Source organism: Pandoraea sp. E26 (genome assembly GCF_000681415.1).
GTDB lineage: Bacteria > Pseudomonadota > Gammaproteobacteria > Burkholderiales > Burkholderiaceae > Pandoraea > Pandoraea pnomenusa.
In genome coordinates this window covers 1-22,964 of the sequence record NZ_AYXJ01000021.1, presented here as the reverse complement: position 1 = coordinate 22,964, position 22,964 = coordinate 1, and the positions used below count along the sequence as shown (strand labels likewise).

General features: G+C 64.3%; 21 protein-coding genes and 1 pseudogene. 9 read left to right on the top strand and 13 right to left on the bottom strand.

All coding sequences use genetic code 11. The features are described 5' to 3' along the window. Window positions 1–132: 132 nt before the first annotated feature. Entirely contained in the window at window positions 133–345 is a 213-nt protein-coding gene (locus tag W930_RS0114920) for a hypothetical protein (protein ID WP_023872528.1), read from the top strand. Window positions 346–572: 227 nt separating this feature from the next. Further along, window positions 573–1,061 carry an Lrp/AsnC family transcriptional regulator gene (locus W930_RS0114915; protein ID WP_023598503.1) on the top strand — a complete coding sequence of 163 codons (489 nt, stop codon included), beginning with the start codon at window positions 573–575 and terminating at the stop codon, window positions 1,059–1,061. Window positions 1,062–1,154: 93 nt separating this feature from the next. Here W930_RS0114915 and W930_RS0114910 read toward each other — a convergent pair whose 3' ends face one another. The 8 genes from W930_RS0114910 to paaA form a co-directional block, all read right to left on the bottom strand. After that, entirely contained in the window at window positions 1,155–1,811 is a 657-nt protein-coding gene (locus tag W930_RS0114910; protein WP_023598504.1) for a GNAT family N-acetyltransferase, read from the bottom strand. 263 nt (window positions 1,812–2,074) lie between these two features. Further along, window positions 2,075–2,731, bottom strand: a complete 657-nt coding sequence (locus W930_RS0114905) for a TetR/AcrR family transcriptional regulator (RefSeq protein ID WP_023598505.1) — start codon at window positions 2,729–2,731, stop codon at window positions 2,075–2,077. Window positions 2,732–2,740: 9 nt separating this feature from the next. Beyond that, complete coding sequence (locus W930_RS0114900; RefSeq protein WP_023872527.1) at window positions 2,741–3,538, bottom strand: DUF1835 domain-containing protein; 798 nt, start codon at window positions 3,536–3,538, stop codon at window positions 2,741–2,743. 278 nt (window positions 3,539–3,816) lie between these two features. Continuing rightward, the gene (paaE, locus tag W930_RS0114895) at window positions 3,817–4,905 is read right to left on the bottom strand and encodes a 1,2-phenylacetyl-CoA epoxidase subunit PaaE (RefSeq protein ID WP_023598507.1); all 1,089 of its coding nucleotides are present in this window, start codon (window positions 4,903–4,905) and stop codon (window positions 3,817–3,819) included. 112 nt (window positions 4,906–5,017) lie between these two features. Then, window positions 5,018–5,593 (bottom strand): 1,2-phenylacetyl-CoA epoxidase subunit PaaD, encoded by a 576-nt coding sequence (gene paaD, locus W930_RS0114890; RefSeq protein WP_023872526.1) that lies wholly within the window; start codon window positions 5,591–5,593, stop codon window positions 5,018–5,020. A gap of 34 nt (window positions 5,594–5,627) precedes the next feature. Continuing rightward, on the bottom strand, window positions 5,628–6,431 hold the full coding sequence (gene paaC / locus W930_RS0114885; protein ID WP_023872525.1) for a 1,2-phenylacetyl-CoA epoxidase subunit PaaC: 804 nt from the start codon (window positions 6,429–6,431) through the stop codon (window positions 5,628–5,630). A 40-nt stretch (window positions 6,432–6,471) separates the two neighbouring features. Then, the gene (paaB, locus tag W930_RS0114880) at window positions 6,472–6,768 is read right to left on the bottom strand and encodes a 1,2-phenylacetyl-CoA epoxidase subunit PaaB (RefSeq protein WP_023598510.1); all 297 of its coding nucleotides are present in this window, start codon (window positions 6,766–6,768) and stop codon (window positions 6,472–6,474) included. 49 nt (window positions 6,769–6,817) lie between these two features. Beyond that, entirely contained in the window at window positions 6,818–7,825 is a 1,008-nt protein-coding gene (gene paaA, locus W930_RS0114875) for a 1,2-phenylacetyl-CoA epoxidase subunit PaaA (protein ID WP_023598511.1), read from the bottom strand. 257 nt (window positions 7,826–8,082) lie between these two features. On the opposite strand from paaA, the gene W930_RS0114870 reads away from it, so the two are divergent. Next, window positions 8,083–10,626: a hypothetical protein gene (locus W930_RS0114870; RefSeq protein ID WP_036655954.1), complete on the top strand. Its 2,544-nt coding sequence runs from the start codon at window positions 8,083–8,085 to the stop codon at window positions 10,624–10,626. 188 nt (window positions 10,627–10,814) lie between these two features. On the opposite strand, the gene W930_RS0114865 is transcribed toward W930_RS0114870, so the two are convergent. Then, on the bottom strand, window positions 10,815–11,732 hold the full coding sequence (locus W930_RS0114865) for an MBL fold metallo-hydrolase (protein WP_023872523.1): 918 nt from the start codon (window positions 11,730–11,732) through the stop codon (window positions 10,815–10,817). A gap of 251 nt (window positions 11,733–11,983) precedes the next feature. On the opposite strand from W930_RS0114865, the gene W930_RS0114860 reads away from it, so the two are divergent. From W930_RS0114860 to W930_RS0114850, 3 genes are all read left to right on the top strand, one after another. Then, window positions 11,984–12,862 (top strand): RNA polymerase sigma-70 factor, encoded by an 879-nt coding sequence (locus W930_RS0114860; protein WP_023598514.1) that lies wholly within the window; start codon window positions 11,984–11,986, stop codon window positions 12,860–12,862. A 131-nt stretch (window positions 12,863–12,993) separates the two neighbouring features. Continuing rightward, window positions 12,994–13,398: a cupin domain-containing protein gene (locus W930_RS0114855; protein WP_023598515.1), complete on the top strand. Its 405-nt coding sequence runs from the start codon at window positions 12,994–12,996 to the stop codon at window positions 13,396–13,398. A gap of 165 nt (window positions 13,399–13,563) precedes the next feature. After that, window positions 13,564–14,574 carry a LysR family transcriptional regulator gene (locus W930_RS0114850; protein WP_023872522.1) on the top strand — a complete coding sequence of 337 codons (1,011 nt, stop codon included), beginning with the start codon at window positions 13,564–13,566 and terminating at the stop codon, window positions 14,572–14,574. A 34-nt stretch (window positions 14,575–14,608) separates the two neighbouring features. Here W930_RS0114850 and W930_RS27570 read toward each other — a convergent pair. The 3 genes and pseudogenes from W930_RS27570 to W930_RS0114835 all read right to left on the bottom strand — a co-directional run. Beyond that, window positions 14,609–14,875, bottom strand: a pseudogene (locus W930_RS27570) (peroxiredoxin); the annotation flags it as partial. A 26-nt stretch (window positions 14,876–14,901) separates the two neighbouring features. After that, window positions 14,902–15,651, bottom strand: a complete 750-nt coding sequence (locus tag W930_RS0114840) for an SDR family oxidoreductase (protein WP_023872519.1) — start codon at window positions 15,649–15,651, stop codon at window positions 14,902–14,904. Window positions 15,652–15,659: 8 nt separating this feature from the next. Next, a complete protein-coding gene (locus W930_RS0114835; protein WP_023598519.1) occupies window positions 15,660–16,139 on the bottom strand; it encodes a carboxymuconolactone decarboxylase family protein in 480 nt (159 codons plus the stop codon). A gap of 346 nt (window positions 16,140–16,485) precedes the next feature. On the opposite strand from W930_RS0114835, the gene W930_RS0114830 reads away from it, so the two are divergent. From W930_RS0114830 to W930_RS0114820, 3 genes are all read left to right on the top strand, one after another. Next, window positions 16,486–17,019, top strand: coding sequence for a sigma-70 family RNA polymerase sigma factor (locus W930_RS0114830; RefSeq protein WP_023872518.1), 534 nt, complete (start codon window positions 16,486–16,488; stop codon window positions 17,017–17,019). Then, entirely contained in the window at window positions 17,016–18,032 is a 1,017-nt protein-coding gene (locus tag W930_RS0114825; protein ID WP_023598521.1) for a FecR domain-containing protein, read from the top strand. The genes W930_RS0114830 and W930_RS0114825 overlap by 4 nt, the downstream gene beginning before the upstream one ends. Before the next feature lie 136 nt (window positions 18,033–18,168). Beyond that, on the top strand, window positions 18,169–20,760 hold the full coding sequence (locus W930_RS0114820) for a TonB-dependent receptor (RefSeq protein WP_080685094.1): 2,592 nt from the start codon (window positions 18,169–18,171) through the stop codon (window positions 20,758–20,760). 34 nt (window positions 20,761–20,794) lie between these two features. On the opposite strand, the gene W930_RS0114815 is transcribed toward W930_RS0114820, so the two are convergent. Beyond that, complete coding sequence (locus tag W930_RS0114815) at window positions 20,795–22,438, bottom strand: phospholipase D family protein (RefSeq protein ID WP_024788450.1); 1,644 nt, start codon at window positions 22,436–22,438, stop codon at window positions 20,795–20,797. Between the last annotated feature and the right edge of the window lie 526 nt (window positions 22,439–22,964).

Sequence of the window (22,964 nt, the reverse complement as noted above, 5' to 3'; positions counted from 1 at the left end):
ATTCGTTCGGTCCGTTGTGGACGATTTCGGCTTGGCTCGATGGCGTTCCTCCGATGGACCTGGCCCGTCAGGTACGTTCTTTGCGCACACGTCGTGCGCTTGCAATAAAGCGATACGCAAGAAGGAGTCACTGTGAATCAACGAAACATCGCCAAATTCCTGCTGGTTTCCGCTTCGTTCCTGACCCTGGAAGTGAGCGTCGCCCGTGCCGATGAACTGGCACGCGACAAGACGGCCGAACCGACCCCGGTGAGTTCCACCGTGAGTTCTCCCGTTACGCCGCAGCGTTACGAAGGCCCGCTCGACCAGCGCACGATCGATCCGCGCGAATTCCAGCGCCGCTGATGCGGCCTGAACAACGTTGAGCGCGCCGCCACAAGGCGGCACGCTCTGCCCCCTCCGGGCGCCACCTCGCAAGGTCGGCGCCCTTTCTTTTTCCTCTTTTTTTCCCGATACCGGCGTCGGCGTCTTCTCTGTAATCTCTTGTAATGGGAGTGAGAGGGTTAGTATTTCCAAAATATTCATAATCTACGCAATAATATTGCGCAGATGACGAAAATAGTGGGGGGGAAGTGTCAAAATTGGAACTCGACAAGATCGATCGCCGAATTCTGGCCTTGCTGCAAGGCAATGGCCGGCTATCCAATCTCGAGATCGCCGAACAGGTCCGCCTGTCGCCGAGCCCATGCCTGAGGCGCATTCGCCGGCTCGAGGAAGCCGGCGTCATTCGCGGGTATGTCGCGCTGCTCGAGCCCACGCGTCTCGGCCTTGGGCTGCTCGCCTACGTGAACGTGCGCCTGGACAAGCGGCATCCGGGCGACGGGCAGGGAGGGTCGGTGATCGAGCACTTCCGCAACGTGGTCGATTCCTGGACCGAAGTCGTCGGCTGTTATGCGATGGCGGGCGACATGGATTATCTGCTGCGCGTGCATGTGCGGGACATGGCGCACTTTTCCCGCTTCATGCAGACGAATCTGCTTGTGCACCCGAGCGTGGTCGACGTAAAGACGAGCTTCGTGCTCGACCAGCTCAAGGAAACGACAGCGCTGCCGCTACCGTGACAAGACGCGTCTCGCCATTGTGACGGGAACAAAAAAACCCGGCCATCCAGCCGGGTTTTCTTTTTTGCCGCGTCGAATCGGGCAGGCCGCGGTTCAGGCGGCGCGCTGATTCGGCAGCAGAGCGCCGAACAGGCGACGCACATTGCGAAGCTGGCGCTTGATGGCGTAGTCGAAGGCGGCGACTTGTTCCTGCATCATCTCCGAGAGCATCGATTGCGTGTCGGCCGGCGGCAGGCTCAGGTAGCCGTCCGCTTCGCCGTATGCGAAATTGATCTGCATGCCGGCCTTTTTCGCGATACGCATCATGCGGGCGTTTCGCGACAGGCAGTGCATGTAAAGCGTGTCGACGCGCTTGTTACGGCAGTGGATGGCAGCCCGCTCGAAAAGTCGCGAGCCGATACCGCGACCGCGAGCGGATTCGAGTACCGAGACGCCGAACTCCGCGACGCGACCGTTCTTGCCTTCCGGCAACTGGGCAACATGGGCCACGGCAACGAGCGCCAGATGGTCGTCGTAGACGCCGAAAACACTGTCGCGAGCAAAGTCGAGGCTGGCAACGTAGCGCGTGATGATGTCGTCGGAGACGGCCTGGCCGAAGCGCAGCAGGCGGTCTTCTTCGCCGAGCGCCAGGAAATGGCGCTGGAGACGGTGAATATCGCCGGACGTCAATTCACGAATCAGCACGCTCGACCGCTCGTTGGCGGCAACCGTCGCGCGTGCGACGTCGGGCGTGTGGTTCGGGGCAGTCATGGCGTATTCCTTGAGTATTCTTTAGTGCGTCGACTGGATTGTGCGACGCAAAAGAATTATACCCGAACGGCTAGGTAAAAACCCTAGGAATCGTGCGATGCCGTTGGAGGAAAAGGCCTAAGTCGCTGAAGAGTGGCGTCTTTTCTGGGTTTGTGTGGCGGCACCTTCGACCGCGAGGTTGTTGCGAGGCAACAAAAAAGGGCGGAAATCCCGCCCTTTTTTGTGAGTGTGTGCTCACCTCATTTTCGAGAGCGGCTTCGGCGTCACGTTCTCGTGGGCAGCACGGCAGCAGGAATGGCGGCCTCGATGCCATCCGGCAGCGGAGTGGCGAGACCGTGCTCGAGCACGGCGATGACTTCGTTGGCGAAATCGCGGTAACGCATGCGTCCACCCGGCTTGAGCCATGTGAACGTCCAGTTGATCATGCCGAACAGCATCATCGTGAGCGCCGTCTGGTTGTGCCTGGCCACCCGATCGGGGAACGCTCGCGCGAGCTGGCGTGCGAAGGCGGCCACCACATCGCGTTGCCGGTTCAGCACGATCTCCCGTTGCTCGTCGTTGAGGAACTTCACGTCGTTGAGCAGCGCGATGTGCCGCGTCTGCGACGTTTCGTACTCATCGAGGAAAGCGCGAATCAGCTCATGGAACGTGTCGCGCTCGGAGAGACCGCGGCGCTGGCCGAGCGCCTCGACCTCGGTGACGATGAGCATCAGCCGCTTGGTGTAGCGCTCGAGCAAATCGAACAGAATGGCGTCCTTGCTCGCGTAGTAATGATAGAGGCGGGCCTTCGACGTGCCGCACGCGGCGGCCAACTCGGACATCGAGGTGCTCGGGTAGCTCGCGCGGGCGAACGCCTCGGCCGCGACATCGAGAATCTGTTCGCGCTGCGATTCGTGATCGGGCGCTTTGGTACGTGCCATAAACGGGGGTTACTCCAGTCGTAGATCGCACGCGGCGGCAGCTGTCGTGTCGCCGCGCAATGCGAGCCGGCCTGCCGCACCGAGCTCGCGGCAGCGCCACAGCAGAAAACTGTCGGTCGCAAAAAAACCTTCGATGCGGGGCATGGTCTCGCCGAGAAAGGCCGCCATCGGGGTCCAGGCAACGGGCGCCAGGGTCAGCAACTGATCGTCGATCTCGGCGAACGTTGCGCCCTCGAATGTGTTGTGCACCCAGCGACGCACTTGCGTATTCACTTGCTTGAGCGCGCGCCATTCGAGCGAAAGGCGGCCGATGCGCAACAGCGAGATCGGGGCGATGCGCGCGAACCGTTCGGCGAGCACGTCCGGGGCGTACATGCCCACGCTGGTGCGCCGCTCAGGGCCTTGCGCCGTGCCCGGGCCGCTCAGATCGGCACTGCGCAGCACGATTTCGTTGAGTCGGGCGGGCGTGTTTCGCAGCATGAACGATACGCGGCGAAGCGCAAGCTGATCCGACGCACTGTCGCCATGCCAGCACACCACGGCACTTTCCGTGGGGCCGCCTTCGGCCAGGCGCTGCAGCGACGCCAGTTCCTCGCGCAACTCGCTGGCGTAATCCCGGTTCGCCGACGGCATCACCCGCTGCCAGAACGCCGCGCGCTGACGCTCGTTCTCGTCGATCTCGCGCAACGGACCGACGGCCAGGTCGTCTCGCAGGACAAGCACGGGGTCGGCGCGGTGCGCCAGCGCCATTGCCGCGCGCAACTGCTGCGCGGCAATATCGCCACAGACGACATGGATGGTATTCATGCCCGGTAGTTTACGGTATTCCCGCAACCTCGGGTTGACGCTCCCGTCATGACGGCAATCACAGGCAATAGCAGGCGATAACAGACAATCACCGCGCGGAACCGGATCATTCGCGGGACTTCGACCCGGCGGATGCGACGGTGCCGCGGTGTTGCCTCAGTATCGCCCCCGCATTCGCGCGCCGCGGCAATCCGCGTCACACGGGGCCTGGGCTTCGACGGGGCGCGGTCGGCGGCCGTGGCCGCCCGCCATCCGCGCCACCGCCGGGTCCTCGCCGATCAGCGCTCGTCGTAGCTGACCACGACGCGCTCGGTGAGCGGGCGGGCCTGGCACGTCAGCACGAAGCCTTGCTCGACTTCGTAGTCTTCCAGCGTGTAGTTCTTGTCCATGGCGACTTCGCCTTCGAGCACCTTGGCGCGGCACGTGCAGCACACGCCGCCCTTGCAGGCGTACGGCAGCGACAGGCCGGCGGCCAGGCCGGTATCGAGGATGCTCTGGCCCTCGTACGGCTGGCGCAGACGACGCTCCTTGCCGTCCATCACCACGACCAGCTCGGCCATCGGCGTATCGTCGGTGATCACGACCGGCTTCACGCCGGCTTGGGGCGAGGGCACGCCGAAGCGTTCGACATGGATCTTTTCCTTGGCAACGCCCGCGGCGGCCAGCGCGGCCTCGGCGGCGTCCATCATCGGCCCCGGACCGCAAATGAAGGCTTCATCGATGCTCGACGGTGAAATGAGCGTCTCGAGGAAAGCGGCGCACTTGTCCTGATCCAGCAGGCCGTTGAACAACTCGACTTCCTGTGCTTCGTCCGAGAGCACGTGATACAGGCGCAGACGGCCGAGATACGTGTTCTTCAGATCCTCGAGGGCTTCGGCGAACATGATCGCGGGTACCGAGCGGTTGCCGTAGACCAGCGTGAACTGGCTGTTCGGCTCGGTGGCCAGCGTGGTCTTGATGAGCGCGAGCATCGGCGTGATGCCAGACCCGCCGGCGAAGCCCACGTAATGCTTGGCCTGCTCGGCCGACAAACGGGTGAAGAAGCGGCCGTCCGGCGTCATCACGTCGATTTGCTGGCCCGGCTTCAGTTGATCGTTGGCGAAGTTCGAAAACTTGCCGCCCGGTACGCGTTTGATGCCCACCCGCAGCTCGCCCGTGGCCTCGTAGTCGGGCACGCCAACGCAGATTGAGTAGGAACGACGGGCTTCTTCGCCGTCGATCTCGGTCTTGAGCGTGAGGAACTGGCCTTGCGTGAAGCGATACGCGTCGCGCAGCGCCTCGGGCACCGTGAAGGCGATGGAGATGGCGTCGGCGGTCTCGGGACGGATTTCGCGAATGGTCAGCGAATGGAATTGCGGTGTCGTCATCGTGGGCTTCCTTACCGTCCGGGCGCGGGTGGCGACAATCGAAGTGTCGGCATCGTTACGCGCGAAGCGGGATCAGTCGGGTCAATCGGATCAGTCGGATCAATCGGGTCAATCAGTAGGGCTTGAAGTAGTCGAACGGCTCCCGGCAAGCGCGGCAACGGTAATGTGCCTTGCAGGCGGTCGAGCCGAAGGCCGAGACCACTTCCGTGTCGTGCGACCCGCAGTGGGGGCACGGCACACCGTCTTTCGGTCGGCCGTAGAACGTGATCTTGCGCGGGGCGTCCGCGGCCACCGCATGCGCCCCCGTGGGGGGAGCGATGCCGTAGCCGCGCAGTTTTTCGCGCGCTTCGGGGCTGATCCAGTCCGTCGTCCATGCGGGGGCGAGCACGGTCGTGATGCGCCACGGGCCGAGACCCGCGCGCGTCATGGCCGCCTCGATGTCCTCGGCGATCTGCTGCATCGCCGGGCATCCCGAGTACGTGGGCGTGATCACGATCTCGAAGGCCGTGTCGCCGGCGTCGTTGGTCACGACGCGCACATCGCGCAGAATGCCGAGTTCCCGAATCGACACGACCGGGATCTCCGGGTCGGGCACCGATTCGAGCGTTTGCCATGCGAGCGCCAGCGACGCGTCCGATGCCGGCGTCAGCACGTCGGGCGCAACGGGGGGCGTAAGCGGCAGGGTCATGGTCGTATCCGTCAGCATGATGTGCGCGCGTGGCTTACCAGCTCGCGCCGGGGTGCTGGCGTGCCAGTCCCTGCATCTCGCCGAGCAGGTAGCTCATGTGCTCGGAGTGACGGCCGAACTTGCCCGTGCTCTCGAACGCACCATCGACCGGGGCGCTGAGCGTGGCTTCGGCGAGCGCGTCGTTCACGGTGGCTTGCCAGGCGTCCTTGAGCGAGGCCATCGCCACGCCGGTACCGGCGGCGGCCACGGCGTCCTCGAGCGGGTCGCGCTTGAAGATTTCGTTCATGTACGGCACGAGGTAATCGAGCGCGTCCTGCGCGCGGCGATGCGATTCCTCGGTGCCATCGCCGAAGCGCACGAGCCAGTCGCGGGCGTGGTGCAGGTGGTAGTGCGCTTCCTTGACCGACTTCGCGGCGATCGCGGCGAGTTCGGCGTCGTTCGAACCGGCGAGCGCTTGCCACACTTCGACCATGAGGGCCGAGTAGAGGAAGTTGCGCACGATGGTCACGGCGTAGTCGCGCTCGGCGGCGGTCGTGCCGGCCGTCGGGCCGTAATGGGGCAGCTCGACGAGCGTCCAGTTGCGGAAGGCGAATTCATCGCGCCAGAAGGCGTAGTCGTCCTCCTGCTTGGCGATGCCGGTAAGTTCCGCTTCGACCTTGGCGGCGTGCTGATACAGCATGCGTGCCTGACCGATGAGATCGAGGCTCAGGTTGGTGAGCGCGATGTCTTCTTCCAGCACGGGGCCGTGACCGCACCATTCCGCATTGCGCTGACCGAGGATCAGCGCGTTGTCGGCGAGGCGCAGCAAGTAGGACAGGTGTTCCTGCGTCGGTTTCATGTTCTGGGGTCTCGCATGGGGCGCGCGGGCGCGCCGCCGCTTACATGTGGTTCACTTCTTCCGGCAGCTGGTAGAAGGTCGGATGGCGATAGATCTTGTCGGCGGCCGGGTCGAACAGTTCGCCCTTGTCTTCCGGCGCGGACGCGGTGATGGCGGCCGACGGCACGACCCAGATGCTCACGCCTTCCTGGCGGCGGGTGTAGACGTCGCGCGCCATGCGCAGCGCCATCTCGGCGTCGGCGGCGTGCAGGCTGCCGCTGTGCTTGTGCTCGAGGCCCATCTTGCTGCGCACGAACACTTCCCAGAGGGGCCATTCCTTGTTGCTTGCTTGCGTCATGATCGTTCCTGATGTCTTGTGAGGGCTGCGTGGCTTGGGTGCGAGCCGCTCACGCGGCCTGCTTGTCGGCGCGGCGACGCTGCTTTGCGGCGTGTGCCAGGGCGGCTTCGCGTACCCAGGCGCCTTTTTCGTGGGCGGCCACGCGGGTGCCGACACGTTCCTTGTTGCACGGGCCGTCGCCGCCGACCACGCGCCAGAATTCGGCCCAGTCGATCTCGCCGTAGTCGTGCGCCTTGCGCGCCTCGTTCCACGTCAGATCCGGGTCGGGGAAGGTCACGCCGAGCACACGGGCCTGTTCGACGGCGGCGTCGACGAATTTCTGGCGCAGATCGTCGTTCGAGATGCGCTTGATGCCCCACTTCATGGTCTGGGCGCTGTGGATCGAGTCCTTGTCGCTCGGGCCGAACATCATCAGCACCGGCCACCACCAGCGGTTCACTGCCTCCTGCACCATGTCGCGCTGGGCTTGCGTGCCGTTCATCATCGCGAGGAGGGCGTCGAAGCCCTGGCGCTGGTGGAACGATTCCTCCTTGCATACGCGGATCATGGCGCGTGCATAGGGGCCGTACGAACAGCGGCACAGCGGCACCTGGTTCATGATGGCGGCGCCGTCGACCAGCCAGCCGATCACGCCGACATCGGCCCATGTGAGGGTCGGGTAATTGAAGATGCTGGAGTACTTGGCCTTGCCCGAGTGAAGCGCATCGATCATTTCGTCGCGCGACGAGCCGAGCGTTTCGGCGGCCGAATACAGGTACAGACCGTGACCGGCTTCATCCTGCACCTTGGCGAGCAGAATGGCCTTGCGCTTCAGGCTCGGCGCGCGCGAGATCCAGTTGCCTTCCGGCAGCATGCCGACGACTTCCGAATGGGCGTGCTGCGAAATCTGGCGCACGAGCGTCTTCCGGTACTCGGCCGGCATGTAGTCCTGCGGCTCGATCTTCTGATCGGCGGCGATGCGCGCGTCGAAGCGGGCGTGTTGCTGCTGCTCCGCCTCGCTCAGGGCGCGCACGCCCTTGGGGCTGTTGCCGGCCAGGTCGATGGCTTGCGTATACATAGAGGAAGGCCTCCGCGACATGTGGGGATATGCATCGCATTATAAACCGACCGGCCGGTCGGTCAATAAATGTTTTCCATGATATGGCCGATGCGATCCATTCCGTTGGTCGGAGCGTTCCCGTCGGGGCGTTCCCGCCGCGGGGGCATGGAACGTGACGCCAACGCCAGTTACATATCGGTTGCCCTCGGGGAGGCGCCGAGCTTCGAGAGGGGGCAATCCATCGAATTTCAATTTTCAAACGGGGGAGAAGGGCATTGATTTCCACAGGAAACGTATCGCCGCGACGGACAGAAGCGGCATCCAGGGTCGAGATCGGACAGACGGCGCATGCCGCCAGTGCGGCTGCGACAGGCGCTGCGCTGTCCTTCCTGGGGCGCGCACTCGAATTGAACGCGGCCGCCAAACTTTCCCCGGTGCCCGAATTCTTTCGCATGGCCGGGCGCGCCGCATCCGGCAATCATCCAGAAATCAGGCTGCATCCGGCCTTTTCCGCATTGTTTGAAAATCCCGGCGAGCGGACCGGTGAGACGCTGACAACGAACAAATCCAAGGTGCTGACGTTGATGGCGGTCTTGCACGACCCGCGTTGCGTGAATCCCAACAATGGCGAGGTCCGTCCGACCTATACACAGTCAGTGATTGACTCGCTCGGTCGCCAGCACGGGCTTCGCACGCAGGATGTGACAGTGGGCGAGGGCGTTGTGTTCAGCCCGAACGACGACACCTTGACGTTTCCCGGGGAGCCGCCTCTCGCGCTGGCCGGCATGCCGAGTCGCGTGATCGCGGCCCGGGAAGCGGCGATGGCGCGTCAGCCGAAGGCGCTGGCCTCCGATTTGAATACTTTGGTCCCGAAGCGCGACCCGGCCATCGGGGAACTGCAGGAATTGGCGTTGGGCGATATGCACGGGAACGTCCAGTTGTTGCTTTTTCAACTCGTCGGCGCCGGTGTGTTGAAAATCAACAACGAAGACATTTGGCTCCGGTGCATGAGCGCCTTGCAAGGATCGTCGAAGCACACGCCTTTCGGTCCGGGCGGCCAGTCCGTCGCTTCTCTGGACGACCGAGCGGCGGAATCGCTGAAGGAGAACGCGGAGCAGTTCAAGTTCCTTCTGTCCAGGGCCGTGGCTGCGGGGGACAATGCTGCCGCAGGGCTGGTGCTGTTGGGCGATCTGCTCAACGATCGTGGGCACAATGATTATTGCATGCTCTCGGCGATTGGCGTTCTGCGCAACATGGGCATCGACACGACCGTGATTGTCTCGAATCACGATGTCGAGTTCCTTCGGATCTACGATCGCGTGAAGTCGCTTCCGGGGACCGAGTCCTGGGGCAGCAAAGTCACGGAAATGAACAATTCGAACGTACTGCGGCTTAAACACGACTCGCTCGATTCGATGATTGCGATGATGGATCATGGCGACGCCGAAGAGCGCCTGCTTTATCGCAACGCGCTTATCGACATGGTGGAGAACACCTACCTCAAGTCCACGAAAATGCTCGCATGCAGTCGCGACGATGCGGCCTATTACACGCATGGCGCGGGGCTCAGGCTGGTGACCGACGCGAATGAACGAAACGCAGGTGTTGCCGATGACAGCATCAGCTTTGGCGACAAGGTGACGATGATCAACCAGACGTGTTTGCCGGTGGCGCTGGAGAGCACCGACGCGTTTGACCGGACGTTTCTCACGGCAGAAGGTCACAGCCAGATGTCGGCGGATAATCGTACCGAAGAGAACTTCAACGCCGATGTGCTGGCCGCCACCGCGCTGGCGTGGGGGCACGGGGTCTCAGGGCACGGGGCAGCGCGAGTCGATCAGTTGTATTCCCGCCTGTCCGACGATTTCGCATTGGCGGATCAGTTCCGCCGGAACATTCATGGACACACGCCGTACGGGCCTGACGAGACGTTGTGCCTGGACGTGCTTCGGGAGCAGATTCACGAATTGCCCGCGGTAATGGCGCAACAGGGGCGCCCGGCAATGGTTGGGGCATTCGTCCGGAACTATTTGGACAATGCGGACCGACTCGACGGAAAAGTCCTGCTCAATGCCCTTGGCCTTCTCATGCGGGTAATGCAGTCCACCGGCGCAATGGCAGAGGAGGAAACGCCGGGCGAAGCGGTGATCACGCATCTGTCGCAACGTCTGAATGTTGGTGTTTCCGACAACGTGGCGAAGTTCCTGCGGCAATTCGATCTCGAGAGCGAAAGGATCAACGAAGCGTTCCGCGACGGTGGGAACCATGCCGACGAGATCGGGAATGTGTTGGAAGACTTCGACAGGATGCCGTCAGGGGGCTATTCGCTGTTCGAGATCAACTTTGCGGTCGACCGATTTGTGGGACTCGCGCTGAAGCATGGGCTGATTCAGCAGGGCTCCGATGAAACTCAGCCGACGTCGTTTTCGAAACAGCTCGAAGCAAAAGGGTTCTCATTTTCGGAGACAACCGCCACGGCGCTTGATGCCTTGCAAGGGCAACGGGCCAGTGACGCAGGCGTGATCGACGCACAAAATTGCCTGCGCGCCGACGTGGAGGCGCGCAATGTGATGCGAACGCGCTTCGCGAACCTCGACAAAATGCGCTTTTACAACTCGCTTGACGGCAACAAAGGGAAGTTGGTGTTCGAGACCGATCACGAGGGGCACCAAACGAACGTGGCGAAGCGGATAAAGAATGAAGACTTCCCTGGCGACGCCGGGCCGTCTCCCGTCGGATACTTTGCTTACGAAAAGACCGCACTGGAGAGGCAAGTCTTTGCCATTCCGGCCGGTGTCCCGATCTCGTTCTACCAATGACGGGTTGATGGACATGGAGGCAGGCCTCGGCTTCTCGCGGGAAACCAATGATCTGCGCGTCGGCAGGCCGCCTTTCCATGTCCAATCCTCTGACTACGTGATTGGACGCCAAATCGCCGCGCCACCCAAACCGGGGAGAGGTCGCCCGGGCGTATCAACGCCCGGGCGTCTCGCAACGGCGCGTGGTTTCAGAAGTCCCAGATCACCGGGACCCAGCGATAGGCCTCGCCGTTGCGGGCAATCCGTCCCACCGATGGGAACGGCAGATGTGACGCCACGAGCAGGCCACGGTTCTGCGCGAGTTCCTCGAACAGGCCGATGCGAACGCGCGTCGACGCTTCCGGATCGTGCTCGAAGCCGTTCTGCCAGTCGGGATGGTCGAAGCCCACCGGGAACATGGCGTCTCCCGCGAAGGTCAGGCGTTCGTCACCCGACACGAGATCGACCACGCTGTGCCCGGGCGTATGGCCGCCCGTGATGCGAACGATCACGCCCGGCGCAACTTCATGCGTGTCCTCAAACATATGCAGTTGTTCACGGTACTCGTTGTAGAAGCTTGTCGCCGTCGTGCGCAGCACGGCAGGCACCGGCGTCGGCATGACGGTGTGGGAGAAGTCCGGCGACGTCCAGAACGCGACTTCGGTCGCCGAGACGTGGATACGCACGTCCGGGCGCAAGCGCGACTTGACCTCGGGGACCAGCAGTCCGCCCACGTGATCCATGTGCATGTGGGTGACGATGATGTCGGTGACGTCCTCCAGCGCGATGCCCGCCGACTGGAGGCGCTGCGGAAACTGACCCGCGCGCGGGAAACCCGGGAATTGCCCGCCCAGACCGGCATCGACGAGGATGGTCTGACGGCCGCTGCGAACCACCATCACGTTGAGCGGCCAGTCGAAGGCGTCCGGCGGCATGTACATGCTGTCGAGCCACGCGGCCAGGTCTGGCGCGGCCACGTTGGTCGCCATGGTCGAGGTCGGCAGCGGCAGCACGCCGTCGCTGATCACCATCGCTTCGATGGTGCCGACGCGCAGTGCGTAGCGGGAAGGCACCAGATCGACGGGGCCGTTGTCGCTGGCAAACAGCGTGTTGACGGTGGTGGACATCGTATGTCTCCTGAAGAGCGGTCGGCGCTGCCGACCGAGTGCGGTTTCGTGGAAGCCCTTGAGTGAAGAGCGCGTGAGAGGCATCGTAGGCAGGGGATCGCGAGGGCGGTAGGTACCCCCGAGGAAGCTTGCTGTTGCGTCGCAGACACCAATGCCGTGGCCCCGCGCGGGCGGTGCATGCTTGTCGGCGCGCATGCGCTGCGGCAGAATGAGTCGCCCGCCGCTTTTCCGCCTCTGGCGTTCGCCATGACATGACCGACTCCCTGACCCTCTTCGAATGCCACCGTCCTCGCCTGCATGCGATCGCATACCGCATGCTGGGCGCCGTGGCGGAGGCGGAAGACGTGGTGCAGGAAGCCTGGCTACGCTGGTACGGCACCGATCGCCTCGCCGTGCAGAACGCCGAGGCGTGGCTCGTGGCCATCACCACGCGCTTGTCCATCGACCGCCTGCGTGCCGCGAAGGCTGAGCGCGAGCATTACACGGGGGTCTGGTTGCCGGAGCCGATGTTGATGTCCGCGCCATCGACGCCCGAGCAGGACCACGAGCTTGCCGACGATGTTTCCGTGGCGTTCCTGTACATGCTCGAGCGCTTGTCGCCCGACGCCCGGGCGGCCTTCCTGATGCGCGACGTGTTCGACGCCGACTATGAGGACATTGCCCAGACGCTGGGCAAGACCCCCGCCGCCGTGCGCCAACTCGTCAAGCGCGCCCGCCAGCAATTGCGCGAAGGCACGCCGCGCGAGGCGGTGCCGCGCGCCACGTTGCACCGCCTGTTGCTCGCCTTTGCCGACGCCATGCAGCGCAGCGACTTCCGCGGCCTGCACGCCCTGCTGAGCGACGACGCCGAGTTGATCGGCGACGGCGGCGGCAAGGTTGGCAGCTTCAGCAGCCTCATCGGCGGCAAACGCCTCGCGCAACTGTTCTACGCGGGCAAGCGGCGGTTTCGCGACGCCCTGCGCATCGAAGTGCTTCAGGTCAACGGCCAATGGGCGCTGCTGCGTTTCGTCGACGAGAAGCTGGAATCCGTGCAGTCGTACGAGACCGATGGCACGCGCTTCACCCGCATCCTGGTGCAACGCAATCCCGACAAGCTGGCCCGTATCGCCGCCCTGACGGAGCGGCGCTGACGCAGGTGTCGCCTCGGTGACCCGATGCTTTGGTGCCTGGTGGGCAACATGATGATCCCCTGCGCGAGACTACCGCCGCAGTGTGCCGGCTCCTACGATGAGGACCTCATCCACCTTGCCGAGGACACGCCATGTTGAAGATGAAATGGGGACCACTGCTTGTCGCGGCCGGTGCAATGCTGAGCCCGATCGCTCACGCCGCACCGCCGCAACCGATCGTGACCGAACTGATGGACAAGGCGCTGCCGGACATGCCCGGCAAGGACGCGCTGATGCTCACTGTCGACTACCCGCCCGGTGCTGCGGATCCGATCCATCGTCACAATGCCCATAGCTTCGTGTACGTGCTCGAAGGCAGCATCGTGATGCAGGTCCGGGGTAGCAAGGAAGTCACGCTCACGGCCGGCCAGACGTTCTACGAAGGTCCGGGCGACATCCACACCGTGGGCCGCAACGCCAGCCAGACCAGGCCTGCCCGGTTTCTGGTGGTGCTGATCAAGCCGCAGGGCGCACCCGCACTGATTCCGGCCAAGTGAGACTTTCTCGATAACCCCCTGTCACCACAGTTCTCTTGCACGCCATGCCGGGCGTGCTTCCTGGACGGCGTTTCCCTACGAAACGCCGTTTTTTTTGGCTTGATGTCACAGAACGCTCGGCTGGGCCGTCTTATCAGCAGGAACAACCACTGTGGCGCACTCACCATGTCGACACCTTCATCTGCCCCTGCCTCTGCCGCTACGCAGCCCTCCCGGTGCGCGGATTCGCTGGCCGACAGCTTTGCGACAAGCTATGCCGGCGTCGTCGCCTTCATCGCGGTTGCCACCGAGGGCAACTTCGCCAAGGCGGGCGACCGTCTTGGTATCGGCCGCTCGGCGATCAGCCGCAGCGTTCAGAAGCTCGAAGACCAGCTCGGCACACGGCTCTTCGTGCGCACCACGCGCAGCACTTCGCTGAGCGCCGAAGGCCGGCGTTTCTATGAGCGGTGCCAGCCGGGCGTGGAGCGAATCATTCAGGCCATGGACGACATGCGGGAGCTGCGCGAGGGGCCGCCGTCGGGCCGGCTTCGCATCTGCTCGACGGTCGGTTTCGGGCGGAAGATCGTGGCCCCGCTGCTCCACGGGTTTCGCGAAGCGAATCCGAACATCTCGATCGAGCTGGTGCTCGACGACGGCCCCACCGACTTCGCCACGGACCGCATCGACGTATCGTTCCGCAACGGTCGCATGGAAGACAGCCGGGTCATCGCCAAGAAAGTGATTCCCATGCAGATGATGCTGTGCGCGTCACCCGGTTATGTCGCCGAGCGCGGCCTGCCCACGAGCGTCGACGAGATTGCGAATCACCGCTGTGTGAACTTCCGACTGGCGTCGGGACGCGTTTTCGAATGGGAATTCAAGTCGGGCGGGCAACTGCGCAAGCTGTCGCCTAACGCCTCGCTGACCTTCAACGACGCGGACCTGGTCCTGCAATCGGTGCTGGACGGGCACGGCCTTGCGCAAATGGCGGCGTATCAGGTTTGCGACCACCTGCGCGCAGGCCGACTGGTTTCCTGTCTGCCGCAATATGCGCCCGATGATCGGGGGCACTTCATGTGCTTCCTGAGCCGCCAGCATCTGCCGGCCCGCATCCGTGTGTTCATTGACTACATGACGGAGCACATCCGGGCGATGGACCTGCAAATCCTGGACAACCCCGTGGTGAAGGCGGCGTAGGCGACCGCCCCCCGGCGAGTTATTGGGTCAGGCCCAGCATGCTGAGCGCGCCGTGAAAGCACGCTGCATAGCCTGCCGCGAATAGTTGCTCGGGGTTCGTGCCGCCCCCGGACCCTCCCAGCTCGACCGGCAGGCGAAGGTTCACGAACAGCTCGCCGTCGTCGGACGCAGCGATGCCGGAGGCGCGACCATGCGCGGCCTCCCCGCCGTGTACCGTCACGCTCGTGGCGTACAGGGGGTGAAAGTCCCTGCCACGGTACTTGTCCAGAAGACTGGGAGGGGGAGGCCGCAGTTTGCTCATGTCACGTCCAGGTGAGGGCCGCGAGTTCAATCGTTCGCGCGGCTGAACCAGGTGTCGAAGTCGATCTTGCCCAAACGCGGGCTGGCGCCGGGTACCAGCGTGTCATCGTCGAGCACGGCGCCGAAATAGCGCGCGCCCGGATCCGCCTGCACGGTGCGGTTATCGCCGATTTTGCGCATGTAGCATTGCGCCAAGTCGGCCAGCCGCAAGCGCTGCGGGCCGGCAACTTCGACGATACCGTTGACCGGGGCGCCGAGCGCGGCGTCGGCCACGGCGATCGCCACGTCGTCGGAGGCGATCGGCTGCACGAAAGCCGTCGAGAGCTGCACCTGGTCGCCTTGCAAGCCCGATTGCACGATGCTGCCCAGAAATTCGAAGAACTGGGTGCAATGAACGATGGTGTAGGGAATGCCGCCCTGATCGATCAACGCTTCCTGCGCGATCTTGGCGCGGAAATAGCCACTCTCGGCCAGACGCTGCGTGCCTACGACCGACAGCGCGACGTGATGACGAACACCGGCCCGGGTTTCCGCGGCGAGCAGGTTTCGCGTCGACGTCTGGAAAAACGTCAGTACGGCCTCGTCTTCGAACGAGGGCGAGTTGGCCACGTCGACCACGGTGTCGACCCCGACGAGTGCGTCGTCCAGGCCTTCGCCGGTGATTGTGTTCACGTTCGTGGCAGGTGATGCCGCGATGGCCTCGTGACCGCGTTCGTTCAGTACTTTGACGAGTTTCCTGCCGATCAGGCCGGTGCCTCCGATGACGAGGATTTTCATGGATGCCCTCAGCTCAGGTTGGCCTTGTCCAGACCGTAGGCTTTGTCGGCCGAACCGGGCACGGTCCGAAAGCCCACGTTCAGACGGTTCCAGCCGTTAATCGCCATGATGGCGAAGCTCAGATCGGAAATTTCCTTCTCGGAGAGCTGGCTGCGTACGCGCTCGTAGACTTCGTCGGACACGCCTTGTGCGCCGAGCGTGGTCAGCGCTTCGGTCCAGGCGAGGCAGGCACGCTCGCGCGGCGAGAATTCAGTCGACTCGCGCCAGATGGCGACGTGATGCAGGCGCAATTCACGCTCCCCGTGAATCTTGGCTTCCTTGACATGCATGTCAAGGCAAAAGCCGCAGCCGTTGATCTGGGACGCGCGGATATCGATGAGGTCCAGGATCGATTGCTCGATGGCGCTCGACTTCAGGAGCATGCCGAATTCGATGAACTTCTTGAATAGTTCGGGCGATTGGGCGAAAGCGTTCAGACGTTGACTCATGATGGCTACCTCGATGGGTTGACGCGTCCCGCCGATACCTGGCGAGAGTGGCGCATGTTTGAACAACGACTGAATCGTAGGCTTGCCTGCCCGACAGCAGAAGACCTCGACGAGGGAGCATCGTGTTGCACCAATGACAACAATCGCGCAACCGCATGTCGTGCCTCCCCTCGGGGCATAGCGCACGCACACCAGGCGCATCGCCTCGCCAGCGAATGCCCCCCGAATTGCCGGAGGCCGGCTCCCGGCACCGTTTTGCTATACTGCGAACGATTCTCATTTGCATAAACGATGCCTGTGCCGCTGAGCCTTTTCGGCCGCACCTGGCCCGGGACAGGAGGGGCGCATGCCCGCCGACGACACGCTGCCGCCCGATACCACGCTTACCACGCTTACCACGCTTCGCGGCCTCTACAACGATCATCACGGCTGGCTGCATGGCTGGCTTCAGCGAAAGACCGGCTGCTCGCACCGCGCGGCCGACCTTGCGCACGACACGTTCGTGCGTATGCTGGAGCGCGATCCGCCGCGACGGCTGGCGTCGCCGCGCGCGTTCATCACGACCGTAGCCCAGCGGGTGCTTTACAACTTCTGGCGTCGCGAGCAGATCGAGCGCGCGTATCTGGACGCACTGGCACAGCAGCCCGAGTCGCTCGTACCGTCGCCCGAGGAGCGCGCCGTGGTGCTCGAGACACTCCTCGAGATCGATCGGTGTCTCGACGGCCTGCCGCCCCTCGTCAAACGCGCCTTCCTGCTCGCCCAACTCGACGGCCTCACCCAGGGGGAAATCGCCGACACACTCGGCATCTCGCTGGCGACGGTGAAACGTCATCTGGTGCGTGCCGGCACACAGTGCTTCTTCGCGATGGAGGCTTCATGACGCCGGTGCGCGCGGGCGGATTCGATGCCGGGGTTGCGCGACAGGCCGTTGAATGGTGGGTGACGCTGCATGCCGACGACGCCACCGACGCGCTTCGCGCGGCCTGCTTGCGCTGGCGCGAGGCGCACCCGGAACACGCACGCGCCTGGCAGCACATCGAGAACGCCGAACGCCGCATGCGTCATATGTCCGGCACGCTCGGTGCGTCCGTGGCGCAGGCGGCGTTGAATGCACCCCGCTCGCGCGGTCGCCGCCTGGCGGTGAAGGCACTCGTGGGCGTGCTGTTCGTGGGCACCGGCGCCTGGGTCGCCGGCGATCCACCGGCCGTGCAGTGGTGGCGCGCCGACGTCCGTACCGGAGCGGGCGAGCGTCGCACCCTGCAACTGGCCGACGGCACCACGCTCGTGCTCAATACCCGCAGCGCCGTGCGGCTGACGATGGCCGGGGGCGTGCGGCGCATCACGCTCGTCGACGGTGAAATCATGGTGAGCACCGGCAAGGACGCCGCTCATGTGCCGCCGCGCCCGCTCATCGTCGCGACGGCGCTGGGCACGCTATCGCCGATGGGCACGCGGTTCTCGGTGCGACAAGCGCCGCAGGCCGACGGCGCGACCGTGCAGGTGTTCGAAGGCGCGGTGCGCGTGGCGGCCAGGGAAGCGTCGGCGCCATCGGGGGCGCCGGGTGCCGCCGCCGCACGCATCGTACGTGCGGGCGAACAGGCGAGCTTCACCGCCGACGGCGTGAGCCCCGCCACGCCGCTGACATCAGGCGACGGTGCGTGGACGGAGGGCATGCTCGTCGCCGTGGACATGCGCCTCGATGTCTTCCTCGCCGAACTGTCGCGCTATCGCCGTGGCTACTTGCGCTGCGATCCGGCCGTGGCGGCGCTGCGAGTGTCCGGGACCTATCCGCTGGGCGATACCGACGCCGTGCTCGCTGTGTTGCCTCACGCGTTACCCGTGTCAGTGGCCTCGGTAACACGCTATTGGGTCAGCGTCGGGCCGCGCAGCTGAAATGCCGCCGCGTGCGCTCGGCATTTTTCTTCCCTGAATGGGCACATGTTTGAGCTGTTTCGCAGGTCTCGCGTGACAAGGGGAGTGAACCCCCTCTTTCCGTTGCCTGAACCAGACCTCTGCGAGACTTTTCATCATGGCCGTCGCTTCTCCCGAAATCCCCCACCTTAGGCGCTTCCGGTTCCCGTCGGGGTTCCGACGCGCGACGCGGGCACTCTCTCGGCTAGGTGCGCGCGGTTGCGCAGCTGCCGTGGACGTCAGCGGCCCGCAATGGCGGCTTCGCGTGAGTTGCGCAAGCGTTGCGGCGACTTTCGCAACGACGCTCGCCAGCGGTGTCGCGCACGCACAGACGGTCGGGCAAGCGCCCGCCGCCGCGTCGGCACCCTCGGCGCAGATCCGTACTTATGCCATCCCGGCCGGCCCCCTCGACGGCGTGCTTGCGCGGTTCGGCCGGGAGGCGGGCATTCTCCTCACGTATGCCCCCGCGCTCACTGTCGGACGGCAAAGTCCCGGCGTGGAAGGCCGCTTCGACGTGCCCGGTGCGTTCGGCCAACTGCTGGCGGGCACGGGGCTCACCGCATCGCCGCACGGTGCGGGCTATGCGCTGACGCCGCAAGGTGCCCCCGTTGCGGCGGCGATCGTCGCGGGCGGCAGCTCGGCGGACGTGGCGCTGCCGACGACGCATGTGCAGGCGCAGGCCTGGGCGGACGCGTATCGCATGCCCGTCGACGCGAATGTCTCGCGCTCCGACGCCCCCATCCTCGACATTGCGCAAGCCATCAACGTCGTGCCGCAGCAAGTGCTGGCCGACCAGCGCGCACGTACCCTCGACGACGCGCTCGTCAACGTGAGCGGCATCGTGCAAGGCAACACGCTGGCCGGCACGCAGGACACGTTGCTCAAGCGTGGCTTCGGCGGCAACCGCGATGGCTCGATCATGCACAACGGCATGCCGCTGGTGCAGGGGCGCGGGCTCAATGCCAACGCCGACTCGGTGGAGGTGCTCAAGGGGCCCACGTCGCTGCTGTACGGCATCATGGACCCGGGCGGCGTGATTAACGTGGTGAGCAAGCGTCCGCTGCTCAAGCCCTATACGGCGGTGAGCCTGGCGGGCACGACGTTCGGCCACGGCAAGCACGGCGCGCAGGAAACGCTCGATACCACGGGACCCATCGGCGATACGGGGCTGGCGTACCGACTGGTCGTCGACCAGAACAACCAGTCGTACTGGCGCGCCTTCGGCACCCAGCGCGAGACGCTGGTCGCGCCGGCGCTCGCCTACTACGGGCGCGACACGCAGGTCGTGCTTTCGTACGAGTACCGCAACTTCCTCACGCCCTTCGATCGCGGCACGGTCATCGATCCGACCACCAACAAGCCGCTCGCCGTCTCCGCACGCGAACGGCTGGACGACGTCCATAACGAGATGACCGGTCAGTCGCACCTCGCCCAGATCACCGTCGACCACCAGTTCGACGCCGACTGGAAAGCGCACTTCGGCTACAGCTACAACAAGGAAACCTATGACGCCGGGCAATTGCGCGTGAACGGTATCAACACGGCCACGGGGGTGGTGTCCCGCAGCAACGACGCCACGCGCGGCTCGGTCAGCACCGACAGCTTCGGTATTGCCTATCTCGACGGCAAGGTACGGCTGGCCGGTATGCGTCACGACCTGCAATTCGGTGGCGATTGGGAATATCGGCGCATCTATCGCCGCGACCTGATCCGTCAGGCGGCCAGGTGCACGTTTTCGTACCTGAACCCGGTGTACGGCTGCGAGGTCATTCCGACGACCGTGTCGGCCAGCGACAGCGATCAGACCGACACACTGCACGACGCCTCGCTGTTCCTTCAGGACGCCGTTCACGTTACCGACCGGTGGATCGTCGTGGGCGGGGTGCGTCTGCTCACCTACAGCCAACTCGCCGGCAAGGGGCGCCCGTTCCGGGTGAATACGGATCTCGGCGATACCCAGTGGTTGCCACGCGCAGGCATCGTCTACAAGGCGACCAATGATGTGTCGCTGTACGGCAGCTATTCGGAGTCGCTCAAACCCACGTCGACCATCGCGCCGTTGTCGTCGGGCGTCGTCATCGACTCAAGCGTCGCGCCGGAGCACGCGAAGTCGTTCGAACTCGGGGTGAAGCTCGATATGCCCAACGGGCTGAGCGGCACGCTGGCCGTGTTCGACATCGACAAGCGCAACGTGCTGGTGTCGCAGTTCAACGATGCGACCAAGGGCATCGACTGGCGTACGTCGGGGGCGGCGCGCTCGCGCGGTGTCGAGCTCGATGTGTCCGGACGCATCGGGCAGCGCTGGAACGTGATCGCCAGCTACGCGTTCATCGACGCGAAGACGACCGACGATCCGCTCTACACCGGCAATACGCTGGCGAACGCGGCACGTCATACGGCGTCGCTTGCCGCGGTGTACGACTGGGGTGCCGTGCTCGGCCAGGGCGGGGGCAATTTGAGGCTCGGTGCCGTGGGACGCTACGTCGGATCGCGTCCGGGCGACTCGGCCAACAGTTTCACGTTGCCCGCGTATTTCGTCGCCGACGTGTTCGCCGCCTACGACGCGAAGATCGGGCGTCACCCGGTCCACTATCAGTTGAACGTCAAGAACGTGTTCAACAAGACGTATTACCCGTCGAGCGCCAGCCAATACTTCGTTGCGGTCGGCGACGCACGCTCGGCGACGCTCTCGGCCTCGTTCGAGTTCTGACAGGCGTGGTGAGGTCGACTCGGCGATGCGCGGCTCAGAGCAAATCGTCGCTCGGCAGCAAAGTGAAGGCGCCGGCCACGGCGTTGCGCCAGAAGGGCGCGTAGGGCTCCACGTCGAACGTCCGGGCTCGGCCATTCTCCTCACCCACCCAGCGCAGCGCCGGCATTGTGGGGGGTGTGGGCGTCTGTGGCACGGCGCCGGGCGGGGCCAGTTCGACACGAAAACTTGTGCTCGGCGAGGTCGCCTGATCGAAAATGCCAGCCATTCGCTCGGCGAATTCCGGACTGTGGATCACGATCGCCAATTCGGTGTTCAGACGCACTGAGCGTGGGTCCAGGTTGAACGAGCCGAGGATGACGTCGCGCCGGTCGATCACGTAAGCCTTGCCATGAAGACTTGCGCGCGATGAGCCACCGAAGGTCACGCGCCGCGGCGCGTGCTCGCCGCCGCCATCCCCGCGGATCGGTTTGAACTCGTACAGCTCGATACCTGCTTGCAGCAACGCCGGGCGATAGCGCGCATATCCGGCGTGGACCGGGACGACGTCCGTCGCCGCGAGCGAGTTGGTCAGCACGCGGACTTTCACGCCGCGGCTGGACAGCGTCGACAGAAAACGTACGCCGCCGTCCATCGGCACGAAGTACGGGGAGATGATCAGCACCTCGCGCTGGGCGTTGGCCGCAAGCTGACGGAGTCTTGCGCCTGGCGCGCTTTTCGTTTCGGTGGCTGGGGCGTCCAGCTTGTCGGGCGTGTCCGCCGCGAGCTCGGCATTTGCCCAGAACAGTGGCACGCGGCCGCTGCGCAGGCCATCGGCGAGCGCGGGCTGGTGGAGCGCCTGGTGCCCGGCGGGCACGGCGTCTGCGTTGCGCCAGTGACGCGCCAGAGCCTCGCGTGTGGCGTCGAGCGTCTCCTGATCGATCTTCGACTGCACCTGCTTTAGCGGGTAGGACTGCGCGCTCGTCCAGAAATGATCGAAGCTTCGCGAGACGGCATCGACGACCGGACCCGCACAAAGCAGATCGAAGTCGCGAAAGGAGAGGTCCGGATTGGCGTCGAAGTATTCGTCGCCGAGATTGCGCCCGCCGACGATGGCCAGTTGGTTGTCGGCGACCAGCGCCTTGTTGTGCATGCGGCGATTCAACTGGTCGAACCGCGTCAGCAGGTTGCCCGCGCGCTCGAGGAGCGTCGTGTCGCGTGTGCCGAATGGATTGAAAACCCGGATCTCGATGTTGCGATGTCGGTCCAGGACAGCGAAGGCCGGATCCGTGTGGCGGCGATTGATGTCGTCCACCAGCATGCGAACGCGGACGCCTCGATCTGCCGCGTTGAGCAGCGATTGAAGCAACAGACGGCCGGTGATGTCTTCTCCGGCACTGTAATACTGCACGTCGAGACTGTGTTGCGCGGCTTGCACCAGCGCGAGGCGCGTGGTGAAGGCGGCCGAGCCCGTCGCGAGCAATTGGAAGCCGGACTGGCCAGGATGGGCCCGTACGGCGGGCGCCAATGCGCTGGCAAGCGCACTCGGCGTTGCGGAAGTGATATGCGTCGCCCATTGAGAGGGCTCGGGGGGCGGACGCACCGTACTGCAGGCGGTGGCCAGGAGAGCGAGCGCCAGCAGTGGTGCCATTCGCCACGCGCGGGTCAGCGGGAGCGAGCGGAAGACGCGCGAAAGAGACATCTCGGACGCTCTATATATGGGAACAGTGGAGCGGGGCGGTGGCGGCGCAGTGCCGACGTCGATATCGCCTTTCCATAGTGGCAGGCTGTCAGGAAGCATATGCGATTTCGTTGGTCGCGTCGCCGGGGGATGCCCGGATAGCGTGGTCGCGTCTCCTCCATGTGTCTCGTTCCGTGGATCCTCGGCCCGCCCATGACGCGGGCTTTTTTTCGCTTTTCAAAATATTTTCACAAAGGGCTTGCCAGCGTTCGGGGTTTTCACTAATATCTCGTCTCTCGCAACGACGGCGACGCCGCGAAAGCGGTGAAGCGGTTGGGGCGACGGGCTGAAAAGCCCGGTAGTTAGTGGTTTTCGAGCAGGCGAGTCGCTACGGCGGCGAGCGAAGAAAGCGAAAAAAACTGTTGACGACGACGAGAAGCTGCGACATAATCTCACTTCTCTGCTGCTGATGCAGCGACGCAGAAAACGAAGCGACGGCGCGGTAAGTTGGCGACGAAGCGAAGTGTGATGCGATTGATCTTTAAAA

Coding starts and splice junctions, on each gene's coding strand:
- W930_RS0114910 (WP_023598504.1), bottom strand. CDS start 1,811: ATGACTGCCCCGAACCACACGCCCGACGTCGCACGCGCGACGGTTGCC.
- W930_RS0114905 (WP_023598505.1), bottom strand. CDS start 2,731: ATGGCACGTACCAAAGCGCCCGATCACGAATCGCAGCGCGAACAGATT.
- W930_RS0114900 (WP_023872527.1), bottom strand. CDS start 3,538: ATGAATACCATCCATGTCGTCTGTGGCGATATTGCCGCGCAGCAGTTG.
- paaE (WP_023598507.1), bottom strand. CDS start 4,905: ATGACGACACCGCAATTCCATTCGCTGACCATTCGCGAAATCCGTCCC.
- paaD (WP_023872526.1), bottom strand. CDS start 5,593: ATGACCCTGCCGCTTACGCCCCCCGTTGCGCCCGACGTGCTGACGCCG.
- paaC (WP_023872525.1), bottom strand. CDS start 6,431: ATGAAACCGACGCAGGAACACCTGTCCTACTTGCTGCGCCTCGCCGAC.
- paaB (WP_023598510.1), bottom strand. CDS start 6,768: ATGACGCAAGCAAGCAACAAGGAATGGCCCCTCTGGGAAGTGTTCGTG.
- paaA (WP_023598511.1), bottom strand. CDS start 7,825: ATGTATACGCAAGCCATCGACCTGGCCGGCAACAGCCCCAAGGGCGTG.
- W930_RS0114865 (WP_023872523.1), bottom strand. CDS start 11,732: ATGTCCACCACCGTCAACACGCTGTTTGCCAGCGACAACGGCCCCGTC.
- W930_RS0114860 (WP_023598514.1), top strand. CDS start 11,984: ATGACCGACTCCCTGACCCTCTTCGAATGCCACCGTCCTCGCCTGCAT.
- W930_RS0114855 (WP_023598515.1), top strand. CDS start 12,994: ATGTTGAAGATGAAATGGGGACCACTGCTTGTCGCGGCCGGTGCAATG.
- W930_RS0114850 (WP_023872522.1), top strand. CDS start 13,564: ATGTCGACACCTTCATCTGCCCCTGCCTCTGCCGCTACGCAGCCCTCC.
- W930_RS0114840 (WP_023872519.1), bottom strand. CDS start 15,651: ATGAAAATCCTCGTCATCGGAGGCACCGGCCTGATCGGCAGGAAACTC.
- W930_RS0114835 (WP_023598519.1), bottom strand. CDS start 16,139: ATGAGTCAACGTCTGAACGCTTTCGCCCAATCGCCCGAACTATTCAAG.
- W930_RS0114830 (WP_023872518.1), top strand. CDS start 16,486: ATGCCCGCCGACGACACGCTGCCGCCCGATACCACGCTTACCACGCTT.
- W930_RS0114825 (WP_023598521.1), top strand. CDS start 17,016: ATGACGCCGGTGCGCGCGGGCGGATTCGATGCCGGGGTTGCGCGACAG.
- W930_RS0114820 (WP_080685094.1), top strand. CDS start 18,169: ATGGCCGTCGCTTCTCCCGAAATCCCCCACCTTAGGCGCTTCCGGTTC.
- W930_RS0114815 (WP_024788450.1), bottom strand. CDS start 22,438: ATGTCTCTTTCGCGCGTCTTCCGCTCGCTCCCGCTGACCCGCGCGTGG.